Consider the following 26639-nt stretch of genomic DNA (forward strand, 5'->3'; position numbering starts at 1 on the left):
CTGCTGTGGCGGCACGGACGGCGGATTTCGGATCCACCGCGATAGAGCAACGACCGTACGTCCACGCCTCTTCGCAGCACAGCTCATCGAAAGAAGGACGTGGTCGCGGACTGGTCTTCGGGCCGTCAGGCCCACAGACCAACGTAACGAAATGGCCGGTCAGGGGCAAATCCGGTCTATCGGCATACTCATAGAATGGCGTGCTGACCGGGGAATTGCTCGGGCACCTAGCGAATCCTGGGCGGGCGTGCCGCGAACGATTCTCGAGTCCGCTGAGGGGTCAAGACACGCCGCGCACCGGCATCCGATCGCGGCGTGTCCTGACCCCTCGCGGGGTCCATTTCAGGTTCGACGGATGCTGCGCGTCACCGTGAACTTCGGCGTGCGGTGCACCTGCTCGGTCGGCCCGATCAGCCGGGTGAGTTCGGCCCGGTAGCCGAGGGATGAGTTGAACACCGTGAAGAGCTCGCCGCCGGGGCGGAGCACACGAGCGGATGCCTCGAACAGGCGTGTCGCGGCACCGGCGTGGACGCTCGTGCCGAGGTGGAACGGAGGGTTGAGCAGCACCACGTCGATCGAAGCATCCGGCACCGCGGAGGCCGCGTCGTCGTGGGTCACCGTGACCCGGTCGTCGACCCCGTTCGCGACGACGGTCGCGCGCGCGGAGGCGACGGCTGCAGCCGAGCGATCGGTGGCGACGATACGGGCCTCGGGGTGGGCGAGAGCGTACGAGACGGCGAGGGCGCCGGTGCCGCACCCGAGGTCGAGGACGGTCGGTCTCATGGGGGACGCTTCGACAGGCCCAGCAACCCCGCGGTTGGGTCCCTGGCCGGAGCCGGGCCCCCGACCGGAACTGGACCCCAGGCCGGAACGGGGTCCCGGACCGGAACTGGGTCCCTGAGCCTGTCGAAGGGCCCCACCCCGCGCCACCCCGAGCACGTCGAGCAGCACCCGCGTCCCGATGTCGAGCTTCGACCCGGCGAATGCTCCGCCGTGTGCGACGAGCGTCACGTCATCGTGCGTCGCGCTCACCGGGAAAGGCGGTGCGACCGGCACGTCCTTCGCCTCTGAGGCGACGATGAGCCGCGACTTCCGTTCGGCCCGCTGCGGCTGCACGACCCCGAAGCTGCGACCGAGCACCTCGTTCTGCGCGAGGGTCATGTGCTTCACGCGCCCGCCGGCGACGAGCACCGCGTCGGGCGCCGCCCAGCGGGCGACGGCATCCGCGATCTCCTCGAGCTCGGCGAGCGCCTTCGGCAGCTGCAGCAGCACGATCCGCGCGCCGTCGAGCAGTTCGTGATCGAGCTCGTGCGCGAAGAAGCCGTCGATCCCCAGCTCGGCGGCGTTGCGGTCGAGCGCTCGGCGCCCCGTCGCCAGGTCCTGGTGCACGCGGATGCCGCGCAGCCCGGCATCCGTCAGGGCGAGCGTGATCGCTCCGTACTCGTCGCCGATGACCGCGATCTCCGAGCCGTCGACTCCGCGCTCCGCGACGAGGGCGAGCGCCCGCTCGACGAGGAGCAGATCGGTCGCGTCGTGCGCCTGCAGGTTCGCGGCCTCGACGTCGGGCCACCGACGCAGGCGGCTATAGGGGAACTCCGGCACCCGTTCACTGTACGCGGGGCGGGCCTCTCCTCCGGGTCCCTGAGCACGTCGAAGGGCCCCGCCGCGCGCACGCCCCTAGGGTGAGGTCATGGCCGAGTCGAACGAGTTGATCATCATCTCGCTCGCGGTCGTGTTCGCCCTCGCTCTCCCGCTCGTCACGCTCTGGCGGCTCCGCACCCCTGGGCGACGCCGTGACGAGTGGCTGGGAGCGAACGCGCAGCCCCGATTCGCGCGGATGTCGTTCGCGATCGGACTCGCTCTGACGCTCGTGGGCGCCCTGGCCTCCGCTTTGATCGCCATGGCCGGCTACCGACTGGCCTGGGCAATCGTCGCGCTCTCGCTCGGACTTCTGGCCACGACGATCATCTCGGCCGTCGCCGCATTCACGGCTCCCCGCGATCTCGAGTGAGTCGGGGCCTGCGACACGTCGACAGGCTCAGCGACCCAGGGTCCTCGACGACTCCCTGAGCTCATCGAAGGGCCCCCGCGGGGCCTCAGAAGAACGTGCGCACGAGCTCCACGACGCGGTCCGAGTCCGCCGATTCGACCACCGGCAGGAAGTGCCACTTGTCGAATGCGGTGCACGGGTGCGAGAGTCCGAGGGCGACGACGTCGCCGATCGCGACGTCCGCCCCGCGCAGGAAGGTGTGCTGGTCGTTCATCGCCGTGACGGATGCCCCGGCGAGCGCTTCGAGCGGCTCACCGAGGTCGCGGGCGACCCCGTGTACCACGGGCAGACCCTCGTCGAAGGGGAAGTCGCGCTTGCCGCCGTCGAGCAGGGCGAGCGCAGGCTCGGGGTGCGAGACCACGCGCGCGTATCCCCGCATCGCCGAGCGGAACGCCCCGGCCGCCTCCGCGCCGGGGAACGTCTCGTCGAGCGGGGAGATGCCGCGGTAGAACCCGTCGTCGTGCACGATGTACGCGCCCGAGCGCAGCGTGAAGCGCGTGCGGGAGTCGCGGGCGATCGCGGGCGCGTAGACCTCGGCGACCAGATCGAAGTAGGCGCTGCCGCCGGCGGTGACGAACACGTCGCCCTCGTCGTACAGGTCGCCGAGCGCCTCGTGCACGACGAGCTGGTCGACGAGGTAAGCGCGCACGGCGGCGAGCGCGGCATCCGATCGGTCGTGGCCCAGGGCGCCTTCATACCCGCCGACGCCGGCGAGCCGGAGCACATCGGATGCCGCGATCCGACGCCCGATCTCGATCGCCGCCTCGACGCTCCGGGCGCCCGTGCGCCCGCCCTCGGCACCCAGCTCGACGCAGACGTCGACCCGACGCGGCAGGTCGGTCTCGCGCAGGGTGCGCTCCATCGCGTCGACGGTCTCGAGGGAGTCGGCCCAGCTCACGAAGCGGAAGTCGGGATCGGCGAGCTCTCCGGCGAGCCACTGCAGCGAGCGCGCGTCGACCACGGCGTTCGCGAGCATGACGCTGTCGAGCCCGAAGGTGCGCGCGGTGCGCACCTGGCCCATGGTCGCGAGGGTGATGCCGTGGCATCCGATGTCGAGCTGGCGCTGCCAGAGCGCCGGGGCCATGGTCGTCTTGCCGTGGGGCATGAGCTGCAGGCCCCGGGCCTCGGTCCACGCCGCCATGACGGCGAGGTTGTGGCGCATCGCGGCGTCGTCGAGCGCGATGATCGGCGTCCAGAACTCCGACAGCCGCGGACCGGTCGCGAGGAACTCGTCGACGGTCAGCCCGATCGCTCGCTCGGGGAGCCCCTTGTCGCGTGCGGTGAGGGGCTCGTCGCCCCATCCGTCCTGAAGCCGTGCCATGGGGTGTCCTTCGCGTGGGTTCGTCGGGGGTCCTTACGAATCTACGCGACCGAGGGGTTGACAGCGTTCGTGGTTATGGGGTTAGTTAGTCATGTAAGTAACCCCATAACCCACGGAGGACGCGTGATCGAAGAAGGCAAACCCCTCTTCCTCCAGATCGCCGAACAGATCGAGGACTCGATCGTCGACGGCTCACTGGCCGAGGAGGCCCAGGCGCCCTCGACCAACGAGCTCGCCGCGTTCTACCGCATCAACCCCGCCACCGCCGCGAAAGGAGTCGCGATGCTCACCGACAAGGGCGTCATCTACAAGCGCCGCGGGATCGGCATGTTCGTCGCCGAAGGCGCCCGCGAACGCCTCCTCGGCGAGCGCCGCGCCGCGTTCGCGGACAGGTACATCGATCCGCTGATCGTCGAGGCCCGCACGCTGGGACTCGACGCCGCCGACCTCGCCGCGCTGCTCGCCGAGCGCGCGGCCCGCACCCCCACCGCACGAGAAGGGAAGACCCCCGCATGACCACCGTCATCGAGGTGCAGAACCTCACCAAGCGTTATAAGGACACTCGGGCGCTCGACGACGTGTCGCTCTCGCTCGAGGGCGGGCACATCTACGGGCTCCTCGGCCGCAACGGTGCCGGCAAGACGACGCTCATGTCGCTCCTCACCGCCCAGAACTTCGAGACCTCGGGCTCGGTGCGCGTGTTCGGCGAGCATCCCTACGAGAACTCCCGCGTACTGAGCCGCATCTGCTTCGTGCGCGAAAGCCAGAAGTACCCGGACGACGCCTCCCCGCGGCACGCCTTCACGGCCGCCCGCCTGTTCTTCCCGAACTGGGACCAGGCCCTCGCCGACGACCTCATCGCCGAGTTCGAGTTGCCGATGAAGCAGACGATCAAGAAGCTCTCGCGCGGCCAGCTCTCGGCGGTCGGAGTCATCATCGGGCTCGCCGCACGCGCCGAACTGACGTTCTTCGACGAGCCGTACCTCGGTCTCGATGCCGTCGCCCGGCAGATCTTCTACGACCGCCTCATCGAGGACTACGCCGAGCATCCCCGCACCATCATCCTGTCGTCGCACCTGATCGACGAGGTCTCGAACCTCATCGAGAAGGTCATCGTGATCGACCAGGGACGCATCCTCCTGAACGACGACACGGATGCCGTGCGCGACCGTGCCGTGACCGTCGTGGGCGACGCCGCTGCGGTCGACTCCTGGGTCGGCGACCGGGAAGTCCTCCACCGCGAAGCTCTCGGACGCGTGGCATCCGTCACCGTGCTCGGCGCCCTCTCGCCGGCCGAGCGAGCCGAGGTCACCGGACTCGGGCTCGACCTCGCGCCCGTCTCTCTCCAGCAGTTGATCGTCCGACTCACCCAGAAGGCCGAGCACCCCTCGGCCGTGAAGGAAGGGGCACTCTGATGCGACGCACGCTCAACGTCGTCCGCCTGCAGCTCATCAACCGACAGACCTTCGTCTGGGTGCCGCTGATCATCCTCGGATCCGCCGTGGTGATCTCTGTGCTGATCTACACGATGATCCCCGGCGACGAACCGAAGTACGGCGGCGGCGGCCAGGCCCCGCTGTGGTATTTCTTCGCGATCGGGATCTCGGCGATGACCATGACCTTCCCGTTCTCGCAAGCCATGAGCGTGACCCGCCGGGAGTTCTTCACGGGCACGATCCTCACCGCGATCCTCGGCAGCGCGTTCCTCGGCGCGATCTTCCTGCTCGGCGGCGCGATCGAGACCCTCACGAACGGGTACGGAATCAACGGCTACGTCTTCTACCTGCCGTGGCTGTGGCACGCGGGACCGTTCGGCGCGTTCATCGTGTACTTCACGTTGGCACTGCTCCTCTTCGTGCTCGGCTTCACCGGCGCGACGATCTACAAGAGCTGGGGACCGACGGTGCTCACGATCGTGGGCGTGGGGCTGTCGCTCGTGCTGATCGGCCTGGTCTTCCTCACCACGCGACTCGAGCTGTGGGAGCGCGTGTGGGTGGCGATCCTCGAGGCCGGCGCCCTCGGTCTCGCGCTCTGGGGTCTACTCGGGGTCGCGGTGCTGTCGGCGGTCTCGTTCCTCGCCTTCCGACGCGCGAAGCCGTAGCCACTCACACGCGGGGGATGCTTCGACAGGCTCAGCAGCCCAGAACTGGGTCGGACCCGGAACCGGGGTCGGACCCGGAACTGCGGTCGGACCCGGAACCGGGGTCGGACCCGGAACTGGGGTCGGACCCGGAACTGGGGTCGGACCCGGAACTGGGTCCCTGAGCCTGTCGAAGGGCCCCACCCCGCGGTACCGATCAGATGGTGTCGTCGGCGCCGATCACGTCGATCTGCCAGTGGCGGCCGGCGGGGTCGGCGTCGTCGTGCGCGTTCTGCGCCTCGTCGAGCACGCCGTTCACGCGGAGCATGGCCGTCTCGAACTCGGCTTCCGTGAGCCGGATCGTGCGCTGCGAGAAGGTCGCGTGCACCTCGGCCGTGCGACCGGCGACGTACTCGGGCGTCCACGCGATCACCCGGCGGAACAGGTCCTGATGCTCCTCGGCGATGGCCGAGATCACGGCGGTTCCGAGCGCCTCGTCCACGACGGGGTTCTCGGGGCCACCGACGTTGAGCGCACCCTTGCGACTCGTCCACACGCGGTCGCGGCGGTCGCGTGCGTGCTCGGGCGCTTCGACGATGAGCCCGGCATCCGCCAGCGCCCGCAGGTGGAAGCTGACGCTGTTGGCCGGCACCTCGAGCTCGGCGGCGATGTCCGCGGCTCGCAGGTGCTCGTGGCGTGAGAACAGGCGCAGGATGCGTCGGCGCAGCGGGTTCGCGAACGCCTTGAGCATCGCCGAGGTCATCCACTCGGCATCCGCCGGGGTCTCGTCGTCAGCCATGCGCCGAGTCTATCCGCACGCCAAGTTGCGCAATATTAGTTGCGCAACTGTTCTTGCGGATCTACCATCGAGCCATGACCACCGCGATCGCCCCGCACCGCCTCTGGCGGAACACCCGCTATCTCACCTGGCTCGTGAGCGACACGAGCAAGGGCCTCGCCGCCGCACTGTCGGGCTTCGCGATCCCTCTTCTCGCCCTGATCGTCACCGACGATCCCGCACAGGCCGGCATCATCGCCGGGGCCGGCCTCGTCGCGCGACTGCTCACGACCCTGATCGGCGGGGTGCTCGCCGACCGCCACCGCCGCGTCGTGCTGATGCTCGTCGGCGCACTGCTCGGCATCGCGCTCGCCGCGGCGTTCACCCTGCTCGCGGCGAGCGATGCGCTGACCTTCACCGCACTGTTCGCGATCAACCTGCTGCTCGCGGCACGCAGCGGGCTCTTCGACGTGGCCGGCGAGAGCGCGCTCAAAGAGATCGTCCCCGACGACGCGATGGGACGCGCGCAGGCCGCCAACCAGGGGCGGGATGCCGCGCTGCAGCTCGCGGGCGGGCCTCTCGGCGGCGTGCTGCTCGGCGTCGGAGGGTGGCTGGTCGGCCTCGTCATGACGCTGTGCCACCTGATCTCCGCAGGTACCGCGTGGGTGCTCGCGCGGGGCGGGTCGCGCACGACGCGCGAAAACGGAGACGAACAGACGGATGCTCGGCGCGTCGGGCCCGAACACGCCGAGGATGCCGCGGGCGATCCGGGTTTTCCCACCCGCCCGACCCGCACCCGCCCGACCGGCGCCCGCCCGACCGGCGCCCGCCCGAACGCCCTCGCCGAGCTGGGCGAGGCGTTCCGCTGGTTGTTCTCCCGTCCGGACCTCGGCGGCGTGCTCGCGATCACCACGATCGTGAACCTCGGCTTCAACGCCGCGATCACCACGACCATCTACGCGCTGCAGCAGGCGGGGCACTCCGAACTGCTGATCGGAGCACTGAGCGCCGGAGTCGGGGCCGTGATGCTGGTCGGCGCCGTGATCGCACCGCTGCTGGTTCCGCGCATCGGCGCCGGCATCCTGACCATCACCACCCTGTCGGTGGTCGCGGTCGCCACCGTCGCGCTGTCGTGGATGGTCGAACCGTGGGCGATCATCGCCGTGCTCGGCGCGGCAGTGCTGCTCGTGCCCGCCCTCAACGCCGGGATGATGGGCTACTTCATGGTCGCGACTCCGAGTCGCCTGCTGGGGCGCGCGAACAGCGCCGCCGGAGTGCTGGGCATGGGGGCGATGCCGCTCGGACCGCTGATCGCCGGGTTCGGGCTGGCCTGGGTCGGCCGCCAGAACACGATCCTGGTGTGCGCGGCGCTCTGCGCAGTGGCGGCGATACTGGCGATCGGCAACCGCGCACTGCGCGCCCTGCCCGTCGAGGCGCGGTGGGCCGGTCACGCCCGCCGGTACGAGGCCTGACCCGTCGGCATCCGCCCCCGACCTCCGCGACTGCGCACCTGACCCTGCCGAACAACCCCGGCCCGCACAACCTCGGAGATTCGAGCACGGCACCCCGGTAACGGATGCCGTCGCCCGGCAAGTCGCCGCGGATCTCCGAAGTTGTGCCGGGTGAGCGGTGCCGGGTGAGCGTCCCGAGTGGGCGGCGCCGAGGCACCGGGTCGGTCGAGCCCTGAGCTACAGCGCGCCCGTGAGCGCGGCGATGCCGGCGAGGAGCGAGAGCAGCGCGAGGGTCAGCGCGATCGAGATCAGCACGATGTGCACGATCAGGAACTTCGTGGCCTTGCCGTTCGCATCCTTGGCACGCGGATCCTTCGCGACGCGGCGGAGGAACTGCGGCCACGCGATCGCATTGAAGGCGGCATTGAGGAAGAGGATGACGGCGAGAAGAGTCACCCCTCCACCGTATCGGCCCGGCATGACGGCATCCGCTCCCCGAATTCCTGGACTCCGACCAATCACGTCATGTATCAGAAACCTCTTGCCGTGCTCCTGGTAGGTGTGCTCACAATGTCTTTCATGATCGACGGTGCTCCCGGCACCGCGCTCGATCCTGCGTCGGACGACGGTCCCCCTCGCTGGCAGCATGCGGCGAATCTGTTCGACGCATGGCGCGAGGGCGACGGTCGCGCGATGGACGGGCTCGTCCGCTTGATGACGCCCGTGCTGTGGCATGTCGTCCGGGCCTATGGACTCGAGCGCACACTCGCCGAAGACGTGGTGCAGACCACCTGGATGCGTTTGGTGCGCGGTCACGCCACGATCTCCGATGCGCAGGCGGTCTCGGCCTGGCTCACCACGACCGCCCGGCGCGAGGCCTGGCGGGTGGGCAAGGCCCAGGCAAGGGTCGACACGACGGATGCCGACGACCTCGACGCCCTTCTGCCGGTGCAGGACTCCGCCGAAGCGCGGGCGGCGATCGCGGATGAGCGGCGGCAGCTCTGGGACGCCGTTCGACGACTGGCCGAACGCTGTCAGCGCCTGCTGCGGGTGGTCGCGTTCGAGGACCGCCCGGACTACGCCCGCCTCGCCCAGGATCTCGCGATGCCGGTGGGAAGTATCGGCCCGACCCGGCAGCGGTGCCTGGCGAAGCTGCGCTCGCTGCTCGACACCGCCCCGCGGACGGAGGGGATCGCATGAGTGCCCACGACGACGCCCTGTTCGCCGAGCTGCGGGCGATGTGGATCGATGCCGACCCCGTACCCGACACGCTCGTCGATCGGATGATCGCAGCGGTCGCCGCCGACGGGCTGAACCAGGAGTACGCGCTGCTGACGCTGATCGAGCACCAGCTCGGCGCGGTACGCGGAGACGCGGACGCCCTGACGTTGCAGTTCAGCGACGGCACGACGAGCATCCTCCTGCACGTCACGACGAGCGCGGGTGGCCTGCGCCGCGTCGACGGGTGGGTCGACTCGGCGGCCGCCGAGATCGTGCTCGCGCAGGGCGAGGAGGGCTCGGCGGGCGAGACGATCCGAGCGACCGCACCCGCCGAGACCGGACGCTTCGTGTTCGACGATGTGCCCGCGGGCATGACCACGGTGCGCCTGACCACCACGGTCGGCGGCGAGGCGCGCACGCTCGCGACGCCGCGGTTCGAACTCTGACCGCCGTTGCGCCGTGACCGCCGTATCGCCGCGACCGCTGTACCGCAGTGACCGCTGTACCGCAGTGACCGCTGTACCGCTGTAGATCGATGTGACCGCTGTGAGCTGTGGCGGTGCCCGCCGACCCGACGGGCACCGGGGATGGAACGCGGGGAAGGACCCGCGCAGGAAGGGATGACGCATGGAGCAGCCGAGAGGGTGGAGTTGGCAGGACCGGGCGGAGGGATCGATCAGGCGCGGCACAGCCCTGGATCCGAGCGTGGAGCCGGTCGACGGCATCCGCGCGTTCCCCACCGCGTACCTGCCCACGCGCCTGTTGATCACGCAGGACTTCGAGAACGGGGAGGAGTACGACCGCGAGCTGCGCACACTGCGCGATGCGGCCGACTCGTTCGGATGGACGCTCGAGATCGAGGCATCCGATCGTGAGAACGCGGGCGAGCTGCTGCCCGGCGTCCCCGGCTTCCTCCGCGCGCGCCTGACCACCCCCGAAGAACCGACGGGCGGCGAATCCCCGGTCGCTCCGGATGCCTGGCGCGTGCTGCAGCGCGCCCGCCGCATGTCGCGCTCGACCATGCCGCGCACGAGTCTCGAACACGTGCTGTCGATCGACCCGGTGGGTCTCAACCCGTTCAGCCGCACGAATCCCTTCAGCCGCACCAACCCGTTCAGCCGCACGAACCCCGTGCGCGGGGCAGCCGGCGGCAGCGACGACTACCTCGAGCCGGGTCGCGGCGCGCGCCAGCCGGTGAGCTGGCTGGGTCCGGGGCCGCGGCGCGGACCCGACCCGACGACGGGGCGGCGCCCCGTGGTGGCGGTGCTCGACACCGGCTGCGGGGTGCACGACTGGCTTCCCGACGACATCGTCACCCGGCACGTCGAGCTCGACGGCGTGCCGATCGGCCTGACCGACGACGCGGATCCCGAGCGCTACCCCGACCTCTACGGACAGCTCGACGGCGAGATCGACGCGGTCGCGGGGCACGGCACGTTCATCGCGGGCATCGTGCGCCAGGTCGCGCCGGATGCCGACATCCTCTCGGTGCGCGTCGCCGGGGCGCTCGGGGTGGTCGACGAGAGCGACCTGCTGACGACGCTCGCGCAGGTGATCGAGTTGCTGCGGCGGTATCGCGAGAACCCGGAGACGGGGCATCCGATCGACGTGCTCAACCTGTCGCTCGGGTACTACCACGAGACCCCGGAGGACGGCCTCTACAGCCGCACCCTCTACGCGCTGCTCGCCAAGGCGCGGGAGCTCGGCTGCGTGGTGGTGTGCTCGGCCGGCAACGATGCGATCGACCGCCCGTCGTTCCCGGCGTCGCTGTGGGCGTGGCCGGGCGCCGACAACGGCATCACCCGCGACCGTTGGGCACCGCTCGTCTCGGTCGGGGCGCTCAATCCCTCCGCGCGTTCGGTCGCGCTGTTCTCGAACGTCGGGCCGTGGGTGCGGCTGTATGCCCCGGGGGCGGCGGTCGTGAGCACGTCGCCGGCGTTCGTGGGCGGTCAGCAGGCGATGACGCGGGCCGACATCGACGGGCTGCGGCGCGAGACCATCGACCCCGACGACTATCGCGGGGGTTTCGCGGTGTGGAGCGGAACGTCGTTCGCGGCGCCGTACGTCGCCGGCCGGATCGCGGCACTCCTGGGCGAGATCTCGGAGGCGGATGCGGATGCCGTCGATGCCGCCGTGACGTCGGTGGTCGCCGACCTGCCCTCCCCGGTCGACTGACCCGCCCGTGGCGCATCGGCTGGGTCCCTGAGCCTGTCGAAGGGACCCGGCCCACCGCCGGCGACATCGCGGATGGTGGGTCTGGACGGGACCGACGGGTTTCGGCGGGCCCTGCGCCGGGCCTTCCCCCGGGGTGCCGCGAACCGGCATTCTGGGGGGATGCCCCTGTCCGCGAGCGAACTGCACCGGCGCGGGGTCGAAGCGGCCAACGCCCGACGGTTCGCGGCGGCCCGTCGCGCCCTCGACGACGCAGCGTCCCGCGCCGACGACGTCGACCTGCGGGCGCGGATCGACGGCACCCGGGCCTACGTGCAGGCGCAGACCGGGCATCCGTCCGAGGCCGAGCAGCTGTGCCGCGAGGCGCTCGATCGCGCGGGCCTGAGCGCGGCGACCGTCGCGCTGCTCAGCGGGCAGCTCGGCACGCTGCTCATGCACGGCGGCGCCCTCGCCGAGGCCGAGGTCATGCTCAGCCGCGCGATCGACGCGCTGGGGGCGACCGGCGACGAGAGCACCGAGCTCGCGAACTGCCTCATGAACCGTTCGATGGTGCGGATGCAGCGGCACGAACTCGCGGCATCGACCGACGATCTGCACCGGGCCGTCGCGGTCTACGAGGCGAACGGCGACGAGGAGCCCCTCGCCGAGGCCCGCCACAACCTCGGCTACGCAGCGCTGCTCGGCGGAGACCTGGTGACCGCGCTGTCGCTCATGACCGCCTCGCGCCCGGTGTTCGCGGCGACCAGCGACCTCGCGACGGCGATCAGCGACCTCGACCGCGCCGAGGTGCTCCGCGATGCCGGGCTCACGACCGAGGCCGAGGCCCTGCTCGCCCGGGTGGCCGCGCAGTTCGGAGCGCAGCGGATGCCGCAGGCCCGGGGAGAGGCGGAGTTCCACCTGTCGCGTTCCCTGATGCGGCACGATCCGGTGGCGGCCGAGCGCATGGCACGCACCGCGGCCCGCCGCTTCGCCGCCCTCGGCAGTGCGGGCTGGGCGGCGCGCGCCGACGCCGTGCGCCTCGAGTCGCGGTTGCGCACCCGCCCCTCGGGCCGCAGTGCGCGCATCGACGACGACATCGAGCGCACGGCATCCGCTCTCGCGCACGGCGGCTTCCGCACCGAGGCGACCGCCCTGCGCCTCGACGCGCGCCGCGACGGCAGCGGACGGATGCCGCGCGTCGATGCGAGCGCCCCCACACCGCTGCGGCTGAGGGCGCACGAGGTGCGCGCAGCCCGGGCGGCGGCGGGCGGTCGCCATACGGCGGCCCTGCGCGCGGCGACCGAGGGACTCGACCTGCTCACCTCGTGGCAGCAGTCGTTCGGCGCGCTCGACCTGCAGGCGTCCGTCGCGATGCACGGCACGGATCTGATGTTCGCGGGGCTTCGGGCGGCGGCGAGGACGCGCGACCCCGCCGTGCTGTTCGAGTGGGCGGAGCGCGCCCGTCACCTCAGCCACCAGGTCGCGCCGGTGCGTCCGCCGGTCGACGACGCACAGGCATCCGATCTCGCCGAGCTGCGGATGCTGCGCGCCGACCTCGCCGGTGCCGACTGGACGACCGACGCCCGCGTGCGCGTGCTGCGCGACCGGGTGCGCGAGCGGCAGTGGGCGGCGACCGGCGCCGGTGAGACCCGCGGGCGTCTCGATCTCACCGGCGCCCGCGCGCACCTCGACTCCGGCACGGCGCTTCTCGCGTACCTCTACACGGGCGACGAGCTGCTGTGCGTCGCGACGACGGCATCCGGAGCGTCGGTCGTCGAACTGTCGTGGCCGCGGGTGCGCGCCGCGATGGACGGGCTCCGCGCCGACCTCGACGTCGCCGCCCTCACCCGAGGCGGCCCCCTCGCCGCGCTGATCGAGCGCTCGCTCGCCGCGCGCCTGCAGACCCTCGACGACGAACTCCTCACCCCCGTGCGCGCCGCCGTGGCCCCGGCGGATTCCCACCGCATCGTTCTCACCCTGCCCGGCGTGCTCGCCGGTGTGCCGTGGGCGATGCTGCCCGGCATGCACGGCGTGCCCTTCACGGTCGCGACCTCGGCGTCGCGCTGGGCCGAAGTGCGCACCCGCCGCCCCACGGGTCGTCACCCGCAACGCATCGGCTTCGCCACCGGCCCGCGCGTGCCCCGCGCCGTCGAAGAGGTGCAGCGAGCGCGCGAAGCCTGGGCGCCGACGGATGCCGCGACCCCCGCCCTCCTCGGAGGCGAGGCGACGGTGTCGGCCGTGACCGAGCTGGCCGGGGCATCCGATCTGCTGCACATCGCCGCGCACGGGCGGCACTCCGCCGACAACCCCCTGTTCTCGGGCTTCGAGCTCGCCGACGGCACGCTGTTCGGCTACGACGTCGACCTGATCCCCACGGCCCCCGAGACGGTCGTCCTCTCGGCGTGCGAGCTCGGGCGATCGGCGGTGCGCTGGGGCGAGGAGGCGCTCGGCATGACGCGGGTATGGCTGCACGCCGGCACCCGCTGCGTGATCGCCGCCCCTGTCACCGTGCCCGACGACGTCGCGTGCGAGCTGCTCGCCGCGGTGCACGGGTACCTCGCCGACGGCATGGAGCCCGCGCCCGCCCTCGCCGTCGCCGCGCAGGAGACCGGCCACCGCGCACCGTTCCAGTGCCACGGCGCCGGGTTCTGACCTCTCGACGAACTTTTTCTCGACACGATGTATCACGAGGGGCGCGAGGCGCTCCTGATCTTCGGAAGGTGTCGAACGCGGGAGGCTCCGAGCACCGGGGTCGGGAGGACGCGGTCGAGGGGGGGTTCATCCGTGCACTGGGGAGTGCGGGAGAGCGACGACCGGCACCGACTGCTCAGAGATCACCGCGGCTCGGCTCCGCGATGGCCTCGGAAGGGCCCGGCGGACGGGGAACGCCGGGCCCTTCGTCCGTCTGCGGTGGAAGACTGAGGTCATGAAGATCGTCGTCATCGGAGCATCCGGAAGCATCGGCCGCGTCGTCTCGGACACGCTGGAGTCCCGCGGGCACGAGGTGATCCGCGCGTCGCGCAGCGGCGAGGTGGGCGTCGACCTGTCGGATGCCGCGTCGATCGCCGCCCTGTTCGACGGGGTGAAAGACATCGACGCCGTGGTCGTGGCGGCGGGCTCCGTGCCGTTCAAGCACCTCACCGACCTCGATCGCGACGACTACACGGCGGCGTTCCTCGGCAAGACGCTGCCGCAGATCGAGGTCGTGCGTCAGGCGATCGCGCACGTGCGCGACGGCGGTTCGATCACGCTCACCACCGGCGTGCTGTCGCGCGACCCGATCGCCACCGGGGCTGCGGCGGCGATGGCGAACGGCGCGCTGGAGTCGTTCGTGATCACAGCGGCCGCCGAGGCGCCCCGCGGCATCCGCATCAACGCGGTCTCGCCCGACGTGCTCGAGAACTCCCCCGGCTACCACCCGCTGTTCGCCGGCCACCGCCCGGTCGGCGACGACGAGATCGGTCGCGCCTACACGCTCGCGGTCGAGGGCCTCGTGACCGGCCGGACGATCACGGTCTGACCCGCGACGCGTGAAAACCGAGACGGATGCCGGTGCGCGCGGCGTGTCCGTCGTCGGCACGCCACGCGGCGCACGATGCCTCTCCGTTTTCTCGCGCCCGCGGCGCCCCCGCAGGGGTCAGCGCGACTCGGCCGCCGCGGTGTGGTGGCGGATGACCTCGGCCACCACGAAGTTGAACCACTTCTCGGCGAACTCGGGGTCGAGGTGCGCTTCCTCGGCGAGCGCGCGCAGGCGGGCGACCTGCTGCTCCTCGCGGCCGGGGTCGGAGGCGGGCATCTCGTACTCGGCCTTGAGATGACCGACCTGCTGAGTCGCCCGGAAGCGCTCGGCGAGCATGAAGATCAGCGCGGCGTCGATGTTGTCGATGCTGGCGCGCAGGCGCAGCAGCTCGGCCTTCGGGTCCTGGGGCGCGGTCATGCCTCCACTCTAGAGCGCACGGCAGCGCCCGTGATCAGAGGCCGTGCACCGCTATCGTGAGCACATGAGCAACGAGAAGCCGCCGGCATCCGCGCCCTCCGACGACGCCGCATCGGCCGCCGAGCAGCAGCCGGCTTCGTCGACGGGATCGGCTTCCTCCTCTGCGCCGGAACCTGCTCCTCCGGCGTCGTCGGCTGCTTCCGGGGAGTCGCTCGCCTCGGGCCCGCCCCGCGCGGGGGTCACCGAGCCGATGACGCCGAGCCGCTCGTTCTGGACGCGGATCGACCGCCCCTTCGTCTTCGGCTTCCTCGTGACCCTCGGCGGTCTCGGCGCGATCGTGCTGGGTCTCGCGGTCACGAGCCTGTCGACCGTGCTCATCTACATCGCCCTTGCCCTGTTCGCGGCGCTCGGACTCGATCCGTCGGTGCGCTTCCTCGAGCGACGCGGGCTCTCGCGCGCGATCTCGGTGGTCATCGTGATCCTCTCGCTCATCGTGGTCGTGGCGCTGATCCTGTGGATGGTGCTGCCGATCGTGATCGAGCAGATCGCGAGCTTCGTGCGCTCGGTGCCCGGGATGATCGCCGACTTCCAACGCAGCGATCTCTACGCCACGCTCGACGATCAGTTCGGCGACCAGTTCCAGGGCCTCGTGGCCGACGTGCAGAAGTTCCTCACCGACCCCGGCAACATCGCCAGCATCGGCGGCGGGGCGCTGCAGGTCGGGGCATCCATCGCCACCGGGATCTCGGGCGTGATCGTCGTGCTCGTGCTGACCCTGTACTTCGTGGCGACGCTCCCCGGCATGAAGCAGAGCATGCTGCGTCTGATCCCCGCCCGCGACCGCGCTCGCGCCGGTGACATCACCGACCAGATCACCGACTCGGTCGGCGGGTACGTGATGGGCATGGTCGTGCTCGCTTTCTTCAACGCGATCCTCGCCCTGCTTCTCTACACGTTCCTGGGCCTGCCCTTCCCGCCGCTCATGGCCACGGTCGCGTTCTGCATCACCCTGATCCCCCTCGTCGGATCGGTGATGTTCTGGATCATCGGCACGGGCCTCGCGCTCTTCACCGATCCGATCGGTGCACTGATCTTCGCGGCGATCTACCTCGTCTACATGCAGATCGAGGCGTACGTCATCACCCCGCGCGTCATGAACAAGGCGATCGCGATCCCCGGCTCGCTCGTGGTGATCGGTGCTCTCGCGGGCGGCACGCTGCTCGGCCTGCTCGGGGCCCTCGTGGCGGTGCCGGTCGCAGCATCCATCCTCATCGTCATCAAGCAGGTCCTGGTTCCGAAGCAGGACGCGCGGGTGTAGTCCGCCTCCCCCCGTCCGTTCTTCTCGCGCCCTCACGCGTCGAGACCCACCAGTCGCGTCGAAGCCCACCGCCCGCGACGTCGGCGCTGATGGGCCTCGACGCGCGTGATGGGTTTCGATGCCTCCCGGCTTTCGGATGCCGACCGGACGCCGAGTGGAACGCCGAGCGGACGCCGGGTGGAACGCCGAGCCGACGCCGGGGCCGCACGCAGAAGTGCCCGGACCCCTGCGGGCCCGGGCACTTCTGGAGATGCGGTCAGGAGGTCAGATCAGGCCCTGGTCCTCGAGCCACTTCTTGGCGATGTCCTTCGACGACTGCTGGTCGACCGTGCTGAGCACGTTCAACGACACGAGCTCCTCGGCGGTGAGCTTGGCGCTGACCTCGTTGAGCACGTCGGAGACCTCGTCGGCGATGTCGCTCGACACGATCGGCACGACGTTCGACGAGATGATCAGGTTCTCGGGGTCTTCGAGCGCCACGATCTCCTCGGTCTCGAAGGCCGGGTCGGCGGTGTAGATGTCGGCGACCTGGATCTCGCCGGCGAGCAGCGACTCGAGCGTGCTCGGGCCGGTGGCCGAGAACTGCAGGTCGACGCCGTAGACCTCCTTGGCGGCGGCCGGGTTGTACGGACGCTGCTCGAACTCGGGGGCCGCACCGATGGTCACGGGCGCGGGAGCCTTCGACAGGTCGGCGATCGAGGTGATGCCGTTCTCCTCGGCGAAGCTCTTGAGCACCGTGTAGGTGTCCTGATCGGACGCCTCGGCGAAGTCGAGAGCCGTCAGGCTGTCGGGCAGGGCGTCCTGAAGGGCGGCGTAGACGTCGTCCGGGCTGGTGACGTCGATCTCGTCGTCCGACAGGTACTCGAGCAGGCTGCCCGTGTACTCGGGGAACACGTTGATCGCGCCGGACTCGACCTCGGGCATGTACGCGTCGCGCTGGCCGATGTTGAGCTGCGTCTCGACGTCGAAGCCGGCGTTCGACAGGGCCTGGGCGTAGATCTCGGCGATGATCTCGTTCGAGTAGTACGCCTGCGAGCCGACGACGATCGTGTCGCCGCCGCCGGAGCCGCTGGAGTCGGACGGCTCGTCGAGCGGGTTGCTGCCGCCGCAGGCCGACAGGGTGAGCGCGGCCGCGGCGACAAGGCCGACGGCGAGGACGGAGCGCTTGCCTCGTGCTGTGAACATGGATTTCCTCTTCTCTGGGAAGTGCGGGGACTTCGGTGCTGTGGATTCAGGTGGACGACGCCGAGCGGACGCTCAGGCGGTGGCGGGTGCGGGTTCGGAGGCGGATGCCGTGGCCGAGCTGCGGCCTGAAGCCGCGGCTGCGGTTCGTCTCGGTCGCTTGCCGTCGGTGCGCGGCCCACCCCCGCGGAGTCCCGCGGGAACGGCGGCGCGCTGCGCGGTGGCGAGGAGCAGATCGACGATCAGGGCGAGCACCGCGACGATGATCGCGCCCGCGAGCACCTGGTCGAACCGGCGCAGCGGGATGCCCTGGATGATCGGCCAGCCGAGCCCGCCGAGGTTCACGTAGGCGGCGATCGTGACGGTCGCGATGACCTGCAGGAGCGCCGAGCGGATGCCGCCGACCAGCAGCGGCAGCCCCAGGGGAACTTCGACCTTCCAGAACACCTGCCACCCGGTCATGCCCATCGCCTTGGCGGCATCGAGCGTGCGGCGGTCGATGGCCTCGAGCCCTGTGTACGCACCGGCGAGCAGTGAGGGGATCGCGAGGAGAACGAAGGTGATGATCGCGGCCTCGGGGATGCGGAGCACCCCGAGGAGGAGCACGAGCAGCACCATGAGTCCGAACGAGGGGATGGCGCGGGCGGCGCCCGAGACGGCGACGGCGATCTCGCGGCCGCGGCCCGTGTGCCCGATCAACCAGCCGATCGGGATCGCGATGGCCGCGGCGATCAGCACCGAGATGGCGGTGAGGGCGAGGTGCTCGCCGAGGAGTTTGGGCAGCGCGTAGGTGCCGGTCCACTGCGCGGGCGCGAAGATCCAGGCGAAGGCTTCGACGAAGAGGTTCATGCGGGAGCCCCCACGGCGATCGCGCGGCTCGCGGTGGCCTTCGAGGCCGCCCGGGTCCACGGCATGAGCGCGCGGCCGATCAACAGCAGGATCAGATCGATCACGAGCGCGATGATCACCACCGCGATCACGCCGGCGAAGACCTCGGCGATGATGCGGCGCTCGAGACCGTTCGTGAAGAGGTAGCCGAGGTTCGTGACGCCGATCAGGATGCCGACGGTGGCGAGCGAGATCGTGCTGACCGCGGTCACCCGGAGGCCGGCGAGGATCACCGGGCCGGCGAGCGGGAACTCGACCGCCCAGAAGCGACGGAAGGGCGCGAACCCGGTGGCCGTCGCCGCCTGGCGTACATCGTCGTCGACCGAGTCGAGGCCGTCGGAGACGGCGCGCACGAGGATGGCGATCGCGTAGATCGTGAGGGCGATCACGAGGTTCGTCTCGCTGATCGCCGAGTAGCCGAGCGTCGCGGGCAGCAGGATCAGCAGCGCGAGAGAGGGGATCGTGTACAGCAGGCCGGTCAGCACGATGATCGGACCCCGCACCAGTCGGTACCGCCAGGCCACCCAGCCCAGCGGCAACGAGAGGATGAACCCGAGCACGATCGGCACGATGCTCTGCCGCAGGTGCACCGCGGTCAGCTCGAGGATCAGCCCGAAGTTGTTGACGACCCAGTTCACGGCTGGCCGCCCTGCACGGCATCGAGGGCAGCGGCATCCGGCCCCGCCAGCGGACCGTCGGAGTGCTCGGTCTCGGCGACCAGCGCCCCCTGAGTACGCCCCTCGGAGTCGACGACCACGGTGCCCTGCGGCGTCTGCTTGAGGTGCAGCGCGCGACGCCCGCGATCCGCCCCGATGAACGAGGCGACGAAGTCGTCGGCCGGACTCTCGATGATCTCGCTCGGCGAGCCCACCTGCACGACGCGCGCGCCCTTGTCGAGGATGACGACCTGATCGCCGAGCAGGAATGCCTCGTCGATGTCGTGCGTGACGAACACGACCGTCTTATCGAGCTCATGCTGCAGGCGCAGGGTCTCCTGCTGCAGATCGGCGCGCACGATCGGATCGACGGCACCGAACGGTTCGTCCATCAGCAGGATGTTCGGGTCGGCGGCGAGACCGCGGGCCACGCCCACGCGCTGCTGCTGACCGCCCGAGAGCTGGCTGGGGTAGCGCTCGGCGAGCTTCTGGTCGAGCCCGACGGTATCGAGCAGCTCACGGGAGCGCGCATACGCCTCGGACTTCTTCACGCCGTTCAGACGCAGCACGGTCGAGACGTTGTCGATCACCGTGAAGTGCGGCATCAGTCCCGAGTTCTGCATGACGTAGCCGATGCGGCGGCGCAGCTGCACGGGGTCGCCGCCGAGCACGCTCTCCCCGTCGATCTCGACGTCGCCCGAGGTCGGCTCGACCATCCGGTTGATCATGCGCAGCAGCGTCGTCTTGCCGCAGCCCGACGAGCCCACGAACACGGTCGTCTTGCGCGACGGCAGCACCAGGCTGAAGTCGTTCACGGCGACGGTGCCGTCGGGGAACTGCTTGGTGACGTTGCGGAATTCGATCATGGGTGGTCTCCCGTCGGGGGATCGATGCAGGGCGCGACGATGGCGGGCATGTGTGCGGCGGGTTTACGACGACGAGCGGATGCCGCCGGTCAGGCCGAGACCTCGACGCTCGGGTCGAACGCGACGTAGCCCGAGAAGTCGCCGCCGACGCGCTCGAAAGCGGTCGGGTACGGCGTCGGGTACGACCACGCGAGGTCTTTGTGCAGCTCTCCGTCGGCCTCGACCGAGAAGTACTGCGCCGCACCCTTCCACGGGCACGTGTACGGCGTCGGGCTCTCGACGAGCGCACCCGGCGTGATCGACGCCGGCGGGAAGTACCAGTTGCCCTCGATGCGGAAGAGGTCGGCTTCGTCGGCCTCGGCGATCACGGTTCCTGCGAGTACAGCCTTCATGGTTCTGCCTCCTGGGATGTGGGTTAGAGCGTATAAGAGGTCGCCGACATTGCGGCAGGGGTTGTGCGCGCGACCGTCAATGTGAGAAATAAAGCGCGCGCCGAAGCATCCGACGTCTCTCTCTGTTCGGAGCGTCGGCCGATTCGGATCGGATGCCGGCGCGCCGTCGTCGACGCCCCGGCCCGGTAGCTCACGCCGAGGCCCGCCCGTAGCCCTCCAGCAGGCGCAGCCAGACCTCGCTCACCGTGGGGTACGAGGGCACCGCGTGCCACAGCCGCTTGATCGGCACCTCGCCGACGACCGCGATCGTCGCGGCCTGCACCAGCTCCGCGACCTCCGGGCCGACGAACGTCGCACCGAGCACGACGTCGCGCGCGGTGTCGACGACGAGCCGGGCCTGCCCCTCGAAGCCGTCCTCGTAGAGGCTCGCTCCGGCCACCCAGCCCAGGTCGTAGTCGACGACCTCCACCTCGTGGCCCGCGTCGCGCGCGGCCTTCTCGGTGAGCCCGACCGATCCCACCTCGGGGATCGAGAACGTCACCTGCGGAACCGCGGCCTGGTCGGCGGTGGCGGCATGGCGCCCCCAATCGTCGGCATCCACCGGCTCGTCCTTCGCGCGTGCGGCGATCACGTCGCCCGCCGCGCGCGCCTGGTACTTGCCCTGGTGCGTGAGCAGCACCCGGCCGTTGACATCACCCACCGCGTACAGCCAGTCCGAACCGGGAACCCGCAGCGTGTCGTCGACCTCGATCCATTTCCCGGGCTCGAGGCCAGCCGTCTCGAGGCCGATGTCGCCGCTGCGCGGCGAACGACCGGTCGCGACGAGCACCTCGCTCGCGGTGATCTCGCTGTCGTCGTCGAGGGTGATCGTGACGCCGGAATCGTCGCGGCGCACCGCCGTGGTGCCCGTGTTCAGCCGCACGTCGACGCCGAGCTCGCGCAGCCCCGCCGCGACCCGCTCGCCCGCGAACGGCTCCATGCCGCCCAGCAGATCGCTGCGTGCGATCAGGGTGACAGTCGATCCGAGCGCGGCGTAGGCCGTCGCCATCTCGACCGCGACCACGCCGCCGCCGATCACGGCCAGCGACTCGGGAAGCTCCTCGGCGCTGGTCGCCTCGCGGCTCGTCCAGGGCGATGCCTCGCGCAGGCCGGGGATCGGCGGCACGACGGCATCCGAACCCGTGCTGATCGCGACCGCGTGGCGGGCGTGCAGCACGCGCGTGCCGCCGTCGGAGTCGGTCACCGTGACCTCGCGCTCGCCCGTCAGCCGCCCGTGCCCGCGCGCCAGATCGATGTGCGCCGATTCGAGCCACTTCACCTGGCCGTCGTCCGACCAGTTGCTCGTGAAGGAGTCGCGGCGTGCGAAGACCGCGCGCACGTCGAGAGCACCGGTCACCGCCTCCTTCGCGCCGGCCACGTGCTGGGCTGCGCGCAGCGCCTGAGCCGAGCGCAGCAGCGCCTTCGACGGCATGCACGCCCAGTACGAGCACTCCCCGCCGACCAGCTCGCTCTCGACGATGATCGCCGTGAGACCCTCTTGCACCGCGCGGTCCGCGACGTTCTCGCCGACCGGACCTCCGCCCAGCACGATCAGGTCGTATTCGTCCGTCTTGTCTGCAGTCATCGCTTCGCACCTCTCCGCGCAACAGTCTCGCTGAACAGCAACGTCGTGTCACGGGGTGGTTGTTCCCCGACGCGCCGGGTACGGTGTGCGCCGCCGTGGGTTCGTAACTCCGGAGATCGTGTGTCGAACGGCGATCGGCGGCGCTGCATCCACCCGATCGGCAGGAATCTCCGGAGTTCTGCGCAGGGGCTTCGGGCCGCGACCCGACCGGGTCAGCGCACGGGCAGGATGTGCGTCGGCGTGGCGGCCGGCGCCTGGTGACGGATGCCGAGGGGCGCTCCCGTGCGCTCGTCGAGGTCGATCAGGCTGATCGAGTCGGACCGCTGCCCGGCCACCACCAGCTTGCCCTCGAACACCAGGTGGTGGCGGGGCCAGACGACGCCGGAGTCGGCGAGCGCGATGGATTCGAGGCGCTCACCGCCGCCGAGCACGCGCAGCGCCGCGATCGTGTTGCTTCCGCGCAGAGCCGTATAGAGGAAGGCGCCGTCGCGGGTGCGGGCGAGCTCGGCGGGGAAGTCGACGCCGACCTCGGCGATGGGGCTCGACAGCGTCGACGACACGACGGCCCACGCCCCGCTCGGGGTCTCGGCGAGCGTGAACACCTCGCACGAATACTCGGTGACGATATGCAGGTGCCCGCTCGGGTGCACCACCATGTGCCGCGGCCCGACGCCGAGCGGCAGGATCACCTCATGGTCGAGACGCAGCCCGGTGCCCGACGGCCGCCAGAAGCGCACGAGGTCGAAGCCGAGGTCGCAGGTGACGATGCGCCCGTCGGGCAGGAACGCCGCCGAGTGGGCGTGCGAGGCACGGTCCGGCAGACCGTACGGATCGGATGCCGCGGCCCCCACCCCCGGTTCCTCGCGCACCGCGTCGGGGTCTTCGTCGTCGCCGAACAGAGCCGCGCGCAGCGCCGCCGCGGCATCCGCCTTCGCCGGCACGATGCGCCCGTCGGACGCGAGGCCGAATCGCACGACCCGACCGTCGCCGTAGCAGCTGGCGATCAGCGTCGACCCGTCACGCGACACGGCCAGGTGGCACACGGCCTCGCCCGCCGGCACCGGCCCGCCGAGCGGGGAGAGCGATCCCTCACCCGATCGCACGAAGGCCTGCACCGCGCCGTCGTGCTCGAGCGCCGCGTAGACGACGTCGAGAGACGGATGCTTCGCCAGCCACGACGGTGAGGATGCCGTCGCCGCCAGGTCTCGGTAGCCGAGCGTCGTGGCCTCGCGGCCGTCGTCGCCGGCGAGGTATCCGATCCCCTCGGCCGAGCCGTCCATCTCGGGGCCGTAGCCCCCGAGCCAGAAACGGGTCACGGGGTCAGTCGACGAGGTCGTGGCGCACGACGACCTGGTCGCGCTCCGGGCCCACGCCGATCACCGAGATGCGGGTGTTGCTCATCTTCTCGAGCGCGAGCACGTAGTCCTGCGCGTTCTTCGGCAGGTCTTCGAACGTACGGGCGACCGAGATGTCTTCGCTCCAGCCGGGGAAATACTCCAGGATCGGCGTCGCGTGGTGGAAGTCGGTCTGGTTGACCGGCACCTCGTCGAAGCGCTCACCGTCGACGTCGTAGGCCACGCACACGGGGATCTGATCGAGTCCGGTGAGGATGTCGAGCTTGGTGAGCACCAGGTCGGTGATGCCGTTCACGCGCGTGGCGTAGCGCGTGATCGGGGCGTCGTACCAACCGACGCGGCGAGGACGGCCGGTGGTGGTGCCGAACTCGAAGCCGCGCGAGCGCAGCCACTCGCCCTGCTCGTCGAAGAGCTCAGTGGGGAACGGACCCGATCCGACGCGGGTCGTGTACGCCTTGACGATGCCGACGATGCGGTCGAGCGCCCCGGGTCCGACGCCCGAACCGGTGGCCGCGCCGCCCGCGGTCGCCGACGACGACGTCACGAACGGGTACGTGCCGTGATCGACGTCGAGCATGGTGGCCTGGCCGCCCTCGAACACGACGACTTCGCCGCGGTCGAGCGCCTCGGCCAGCAGGTAGCCGGTGTCGGCGACCAGCGGGCGCAGCCGCTCGGCGTACGAGAGCAGGTCTTCGACGATCTCGTCGACCGTGATCGCACGGCGGTTGAAGATCTTGACCAGCAGGTGGTTCTTCTGGTCGAGGGCGCCCTCGACCTTCTGACGCAGGATGTTCTCGTCGAAGAGGTCTTGCACGCGGATGCCGACGCGATTGATCTTGTCGGCGTAGGCGGGGCCGATGCCGCGGCCGGTGGTGCCGATCATGCGCTTGCCGAGGAAGCGCTCGGTGACCTTGTCGAGCGTGCGGTGGTACTGCGTGATGATGTGCGCGTTGGCGCTCACCTTGAGGCGCGAGACGTCGATGCCGCGGGCGCCGAGCGCCTCGAGCTCGTGGAACAGCACCTCGAGGTCGACGACGACGCCGTTGCCGATGACCGGCGTGACGCCGGGGGAGAGGATGCCGGAGGGCAGCAGGTGCAGTGCGTACTTCTCGTTGCCCACCACGACGGTGTGCCCGGCGTTGTTGCCGCCGTTGAACTTCACGACCCAGTCGGTGCGGTCACCGAGCAGATCGGTGGCCTTGCCCTTTCCTTCGTCGCCCCACTGCACGCCGACGATAACGATTCCTGGCACGGGTGTCCCCCTTGCTTCCGCCGGGTTTGCACCGGCTGATGAGCTGGCCCGTCTCGGGCGCTCCCATCCTATCGAAGGGGCCGACACCGCCCTTCGTGCGCGGTTTCCGCGGGAAGGAGAGCCTCTTCTGCGGGAGGAGATCTCCTCTTGCGCAGGAGCGGATGCTGCATCCGCTCCTGCATTTCGAGAGTTCTCCTCCGAAACGTGCGCGACCTGGCGAGGGACCTGGCGGAATAGCGACGGATGCTGTCGCTCTCCCGCATCGCGGATGTCGGTGGCCCCTGACACCATCGGAGGATGTCGAAGACCGCTCCCCTCACCGGCGACCTGCCGGGCACGAGGCCCCGGCAGGGCCCGCTCGTGCTGATCGCCGCCCTGGTGACGGTCGTGCTGTGGGCGTCGGCGTTCATCGGTATCCGCGGTGCGGGCCCGCACTTCGACCCGGGCGCGCTCGCGCTGTTGCGCATGGCTGTCGGGAGCCTCGTTCTCGCGATCATCGCGGTGCGCCACGGCATCCGTCTTCCCGCGCGCCGGCACTGGTGGCTGGTCGCGGTGTGGGGCGTCGGCTGGTTCTGCGTCTACAACCTGGCGCTGAACGCCGCCGAACGCACTCTCGACGCCGGCACGGCGGCGATGGTGGTGAACCTCGCTCCACTCATGGTCGTGGTGTTCAGCGGACTGTTCCTGCGCGAGGGCTTCCCCAAGCCGCTGATCATCGGGGCGCCGATCGCTTTCCTCGGCGTCGTGCTGATCGGCATGAACTCGCAGGCGGCCGAGGGAGAGGGGCCCGATCTCACCGGCCTGCTGCTGGCCCTGCTCGCCGCCGTCATGTACGCGGGGTGCACGCTTCTGCAGAAGCACCTGCTAAGCGCCGGGTCCGATGCGACCACGCTCACCTGGCTCGGCGCGATGGCCGGCACCGTCGCTCTGCTGCCGTGGACGGGCAGCCTGATCGGTGCACTGCAGACGGCACCCCTCGGCTCCACCCTCTGGGTCGTCTACCTCGGCATCTTCCCGACGGCGATCGCCTTCACGACCTGGGCCTACGTCCTCCAGCGCAGCACCGCGGGCCAGACCTCCGCCACGACGTACGTCGTTCCGGCGGTCGCGATCCTGATGTCGTGGGCGATCCTCGGCGAGGTACCCACCCCGCTCATGTTCCTCGGCGGGGCGCTGTGCCTCTTGGGCGTGCTGGTGACGCGGTTGCGGTGGGGGCGGCAGGGTTGACCCAGGCGTATTGATATACCGATCGCCACAGCAGATCAGCCCGAATCTGACGCACTGCTGAACGATATTCCGAGAAGCCCGGCTCGAGAGTGGGAAACCACCCGGAGAAGCCCGGCATCCCCCCGATCACCGGCTACGGTGTCCGACGGTTCGACCGCCAGAGCGTCGAGCACGCAACGTCGGAGGAACGATGAAATCTGTGTGGCCCTATGTGCGGATCGTCGCCGCCCTGCTCGCGCTCGTGGCACTCGCGCGGCAACTCACTCGCGAGATCGCAACCGCGCAGGCGGCGACGACGGAGTGGGGTCGCGACATCCCCACAGCGGTGTCGAACTTCTTCAGCTTCTTCACCACGCTCTCGGGCCTCATCGCGGCGATCGTGCTGCTGATCGCCGCCGGGTGGATGTTGCGCACGAAGCGCACCGACAGCACCGAGCCCCGATGGCTCGCCGTGCTGCTCGCGTACGCCAGCACCTACATGATCACGACCGGCGTCGTCTACAACCTGCTGCTGCGCGGCATCCCCTCCCACAGCGCGACCGAGCAGTGGACGAGCGAGACGCTCCACGTCGTGCTCCCGATCGTGATGCTGCTCGACGTGCTGATCGCGCCCCGCCGTCGCGCGCTCGGATGGGGCACCGCGCTGCTGGCGGTGGTCTTCCCGCTCGCATGGGGCGCCTACACGCTGGTGCGCGGACCGTTCATCACCAACCCGTTCACCGCCACGCCCTACTGGTACCCGTACCCGTTCCTCAACCCGAACACCTCGAGCTGGGCCTCAGTGGGCCTCTACGTCGCCGCCATCGCGGCCGCGATCGTCGTCATCTCGCTCATCGTCGTCGGGGTCGGGCGTCTCCGCGGCGCCCAGCGACCATCCTGAGTACGGCGAC

Annotated in this window: 26 protein-coding genes; 13 read left to right on the forward strand and 13 right to left on the reverse strand. The window is 70.4% G+C overall.

Annotated features, from left to right (window positions below; all coding sequences use genetic code 11):
• Positions 1-342: 342 nt before the first annotated feature.
• The gene (locus ACIPVN_RS09380) at positions 343-1602 is read right to left on the reverse strand and encodes a class I SAM-dependent methyltransferase (RefSeq protein ID WP_400442323.1); all 1260 of its coding nucleotides are present in this window, start codon (positions 1600-1602) and stop codon (positions 343-345) included.
• A gap of 88 nt (positions 1603-1690) precedes the next feature.
• On the opposite strand from ACIPVN_RS09380, the gene ACIPVN_RS09385 reads away from it, so the two are divergent.
• Positions 1691-2011, forward strand: coding sequence for a hypothetical protein (locus tag ACIPVN_RS09385; protein WP_400442325.1), 321 nt, complete (start codon positions 1691-1693; stop codon positions 2009-2011).
• Between the two features lie 85 nt (positions 2012-2096).
• Here ACIPVN_RS09385 and ACIPVN_RS09390 read toward each other — a convergent pair whose 3' ends face one another.
• Positions 2097-3371 carry a hypothetical protein gene (locus ACIPVN_RS09390; protein ID WP_400442327.1) on the reverse strand — a complete coding sequence of 425 codons (1275 nt, stop codon included), beginning with the start codon at positions 3369-3371 and terminating at the stop codon, positions 2097-2099.
• A gap of 123 nt (positions 3372-3494) precedes the next feature.
• On the opposite strand from ACIPVN_RS09390, the gene ACIPVN_RS09395 reads away from it, so the two are divergent.
• Genes ACIPVN_RS09395 through ACIPVN_RS09405 form a run of 3 tightly spaced genes read left to right on the forward strand, consistent with a single transcriptional unit; the run spans position 3495 to position 5472 of the window.
• Positions 3495-3887: a GntR family transcriptional regulator gene (locus ACIPVN_RS09395; RefSeq protein WP_400442329.1), complete on the forward strand. Its 393-nt coding sequence runs from the start codon at positions 3495-3497 to the stop codon at positions 3885-3887.
• The gene (locus tag ACIPVN_RS09400; RefSeq protein ID WP_400442331.1) at positions 3884-4786 is read left to right on the forward strand and encodes an ABC transporter ATP-binding protein; all 903 of its coding nucleotides are present in this window, start codon (positions 3884-3886) and stop codon (positions 4784-4786) included. The genes ACIPVN_RS09395 and ACIPVN_RS09400 overlap by 4 nt, the downstream gene beginning before the upstream one ends.
• Entirely contained in the window at positions 4786-5472 is a 687-nt protein-coding gene (locus ACIPVN_RS09405; protein ID WP_400442333.1) for a hypothetical protein, read from the forward strand. The genes ACIPVN_RS09400 and ACIPVN_RS09405 overlap by 1 nt, the downstream gene beginning before the upstream one ends.
• 196 nt (positions 5473-5668) lie before the next feature.
• Here ACIPVN_RS09405 and ACIPVN_RS09410 read toward each other — a convergent pair whose 3' ends face one another.
• Complete coding sequence (locus ACIPVN_RS09410; RefSeq protein ID WP_400442335.1) at positions 5669-6250, reverse strand: ArsR/SmtB family transcription factor; 582 nt, start codon at positions 6248-6250, stop codon at positions 5669-5671.
• A 74-nt stretch (positions 6251-6324) separates the two neighbouring features.
• On the opposite strand from ACIPVN_RS09410, the gene ACIPVN_RS09415 reads away from it, so the two are divergent.
• A complete protein-coding gene (locus ACIPVN_RS09415) occupies positions 6325-7701 on the forward strand; it encodes an MFS transporter (RefSeq protein WP_400442337.1) in 1377 nt (458 codons plus the stop codon).
• 216 nt (positions 7702-7917) lie between these two features.
• On the opposite strand, the gene ACIPVN_RS09420 is transcribed toward ACIPVN_RS09415, so the two are convergent.
• On the reverse strand, positions 7918-8136 hold the full coding sequence (locus ACIPVN_RS09420) for an SCO4848 family membrane protein (RefSeq protein WP_247623906.1): 219 nt from the start codon (positions 8134-8136) through the stop codon (positions 7918-7920).
• A gap of 123 nt (positions 8137-8259) precedes the next feature.
• On the opposite strand from ACIPVN_RS09420, the gene ACIPVN_RS09425 reads away from it, so the two are divergent.
• The 5 genes from ACIPVN_RS09425 (at position 8260) to ACIPVN_RS09445 (ending at position 14572) form a co-directional block, all read left to right on the forward strand.
• Positions 8260-8880 carry an RNA polymerase sigma factor gene (locus ACIPVN_RS09425; protein ID WP_400442340.1) on the forward strand — a complete coding sequence of 207 codons (621 nt, stop codon included), beginning with the start codon at positions 8260-8262 and terminating at the stop codon, positions 8878-8880.
• Positions 8877-9347, forward strand: coding sequence for a hypothetical protein (locus ACIPVN_RS09430; RefSeq protein WP_400442342.1), 471 nt, complete (start codon positions 8877-8879; stop codon positions 9345-9347). The genes ACIPVN_RS09425 and ACIPVN_RS09430 overlap by 4 nt, the downstream gene beginning before the upstream one ends.
• Before the next feature lie 181 nt (positions 9348-9528).
• Positions 9529-11076, forward strand: coding sequence for a S8 family peptidase (locus tag ACIPVN_RS09435; protein ID WP_400442344.1), 1548 nt, complete (start codon positions 9529-9531; stop codon positions 11074-11076).
• Between the two features lie 159 nt (positions 11077-11235).
• Positions 11236-13704 (forward strand): CHAT domain-containing protein, encoded by a 2469-nt coding sequence (locus ACIPVN_RS09440; protein ID WP_400442346.1) that lies wholly within the window; start codon positions 11236-11238, stop codon positions 13702-13704.
• Positions 13705-13978: 274 nt separating this feature from the next.
• Positions 13979-14572 (forward strand): short chain dehydrogenase, encoded by a 594-nt coding sequence (locus ACIPVN_RS09445; protein WP_400442348.1) that lies wholly within the window; start codon positions 13979-13981, stop codon positions 14570-14572.
• A 117-nt stretch (positions 14573-14689) separates the two neighbouring features.
• On the opposite strand, the gene ACIPVN_RS09450 is transcribed toward ACIPVN_RS09445, so the two are convergent.
• Positions 14690-14989, reverse strand: coding sequence for a chorismate mutase (locus tag ACIPVN_RS09450; protein ID WP_391476155.1), 300 nt, complete (start codon positions 14987-14989; stop codon positions 14690-14692).
• Between the two features lie 64 nt (positions 14990-15053).
• On the opposite strand from ACIPVN_RS09450, the gene ACIPVN_RS09455 reads away from it, so the two are divergent.
• Complete coding sequence (locus ACIPVN_RS09455) at positions 15054-16307, forward strand: AI-2E family transporter (RefSeq protein ID WP_400442350.1); 1254 nt, start codon at positions 15054-15056, stop codon at positions 16305-16307.
• 264 nt (positions 16308-16571) lie between these two features.
• Here the strand turns inward: ACIPVN_RS09455 and ACIPVN_RS09460 are convergent, their stop codons facing one another.
• The 8 genes from ACIPVN_RS09460 to ACIPVN_RS09495 all read right to left on the reverse strand — a co-directional run bounded on the left by ACIPVN_RS09460 (position 16572) and on the right by ACIPVN_RS09495 (position 24522).
• A complete protein-coding gene (locus ACIPVN_RS09460; RefSeq protein WP_400442352.1) occupies positions 16572-17492 on the reverse strand; it encodes an ABC transporter substrate-binding protein in 921 nt (306 codons plus the stop codon).
• A 72-nt stretch (positions 17493-17564) separates the two neighbouring features.
• Positions 17565-18338, reverse strand: coding sequence for an ABC transporter permease (locus ACIPVN_RS09465; RefSeq protein WP_400442354.1), 774 nt, complete (start codon positions 18336-18338; stop codon positions 17565-17567).
• Positions 18335-19015, reverse strand: a complete 681-nt coding sequence (locus ACIPVN_RS09470) for an ABC transporter permease (RefSeq protein WP_400442356.1) — start codon at positions 19013-19015, stop codon at positions 18335-18337. Before ACIPVN_RS09470 ends, ACIPVN_RS09465 begins: the two co-directional genes overlap by 4 nt.
• Complete coding sequence (locus ACIPVN_RS09475) at positions 19012-19899, reverse strand: ABC transporter ATP-binding protein (protein WP_400442357.1); 888 nt, start codon at positions 19897-19899, stop codon at positions 19012-19014. The genes ACIPVN_RS09470 and ACIPVN_RS09475 overlap by 4 nt, the downstream gene beginning before the upstream one ends.
• Positions 19900-19988: 89 nt before the next feature.
• Entirely contained in the window at positions 19989-20291 is a 303-nt protein-coding gene (locus ACIPVN_RS09480; protein WP_400442360.1) for a DUF427 domain-containing protein, read from the reverse strand.
• A gap of 190 nt (positions 20292-20481) precedes the next feature.
• Positions 20482-21915, reverse strand: coding sequence for a dihydrolipoyl dehydrogenase family protein (locus tag ACIPVN_RS09485; protein ID WP_400442362.1), 1434 nt, complete (start codon positions 21913-21915; stop codon positions 20482-20484).
• 212 nt (positions 21916-22127) lie between these two features.
• Positions 22128-23231, reverse strand: coding sequence for a lactonase family protein (locus ACIPVN_RS09490; RefSeq protein WP_400442364.1), 1104 nt, complete (start codon positions 23229-23231; stop codon positions 22128-22130).
• A 4-nt stretch (positions 23232-23235) separates the two neighbouring features.
• A complete protein-coding gene (locus ACIPVN_RS09495) occupies positions 23236-24522 on the reverse strand; it encodes an adenylosuccinate synthase (RefSeq protein ID WP_400442366.1) in 1287 nt (428 codons plus the stop codon).
• Positions 24523-24819: 297 nt separating this feature from the next.
• On the opposite strand from ACIPVN_RS09495, the gene ACIPVN_RS09500 reads away from it, so the two are divergent.
• Together ACIPVN_RS09500 and ACIPVN_RS09505 are read left to right on the forward strand one after the other, a co-directional pair.
• Entirely contained in the window at positions 24820-25749 is a 930-nt protein-coding gene (locus tag ACIPVN_RS09500; RefSeq protein ID WP_400442368.1) for a DMT family transporter, read from the forward strand.
• Between the two features lie 190 nt (positions 25750-25939).
• Positions 25940-26629, forward strand: a complete 690-nt coding sequence (locus ACIPVN_RS09505) for a Pr6Pr family membrane protein (RefSeq protein ID WP_400442370.1) — start codon at positions 25940-25942, stop codon at positions 26627-26629.
• The last annotated feature ends 10 nt before the right edge of the window (positions 26630-26639 follow it).

It is taken from the genome of Microbacterium sp. NPDC090003, from assembly GCF_044748385.1.
Lineage (GTDB): Bacteria > Actinomycetota > Actinomycetes > Actinomycetales > Microbacteriaceae > Microbacterium.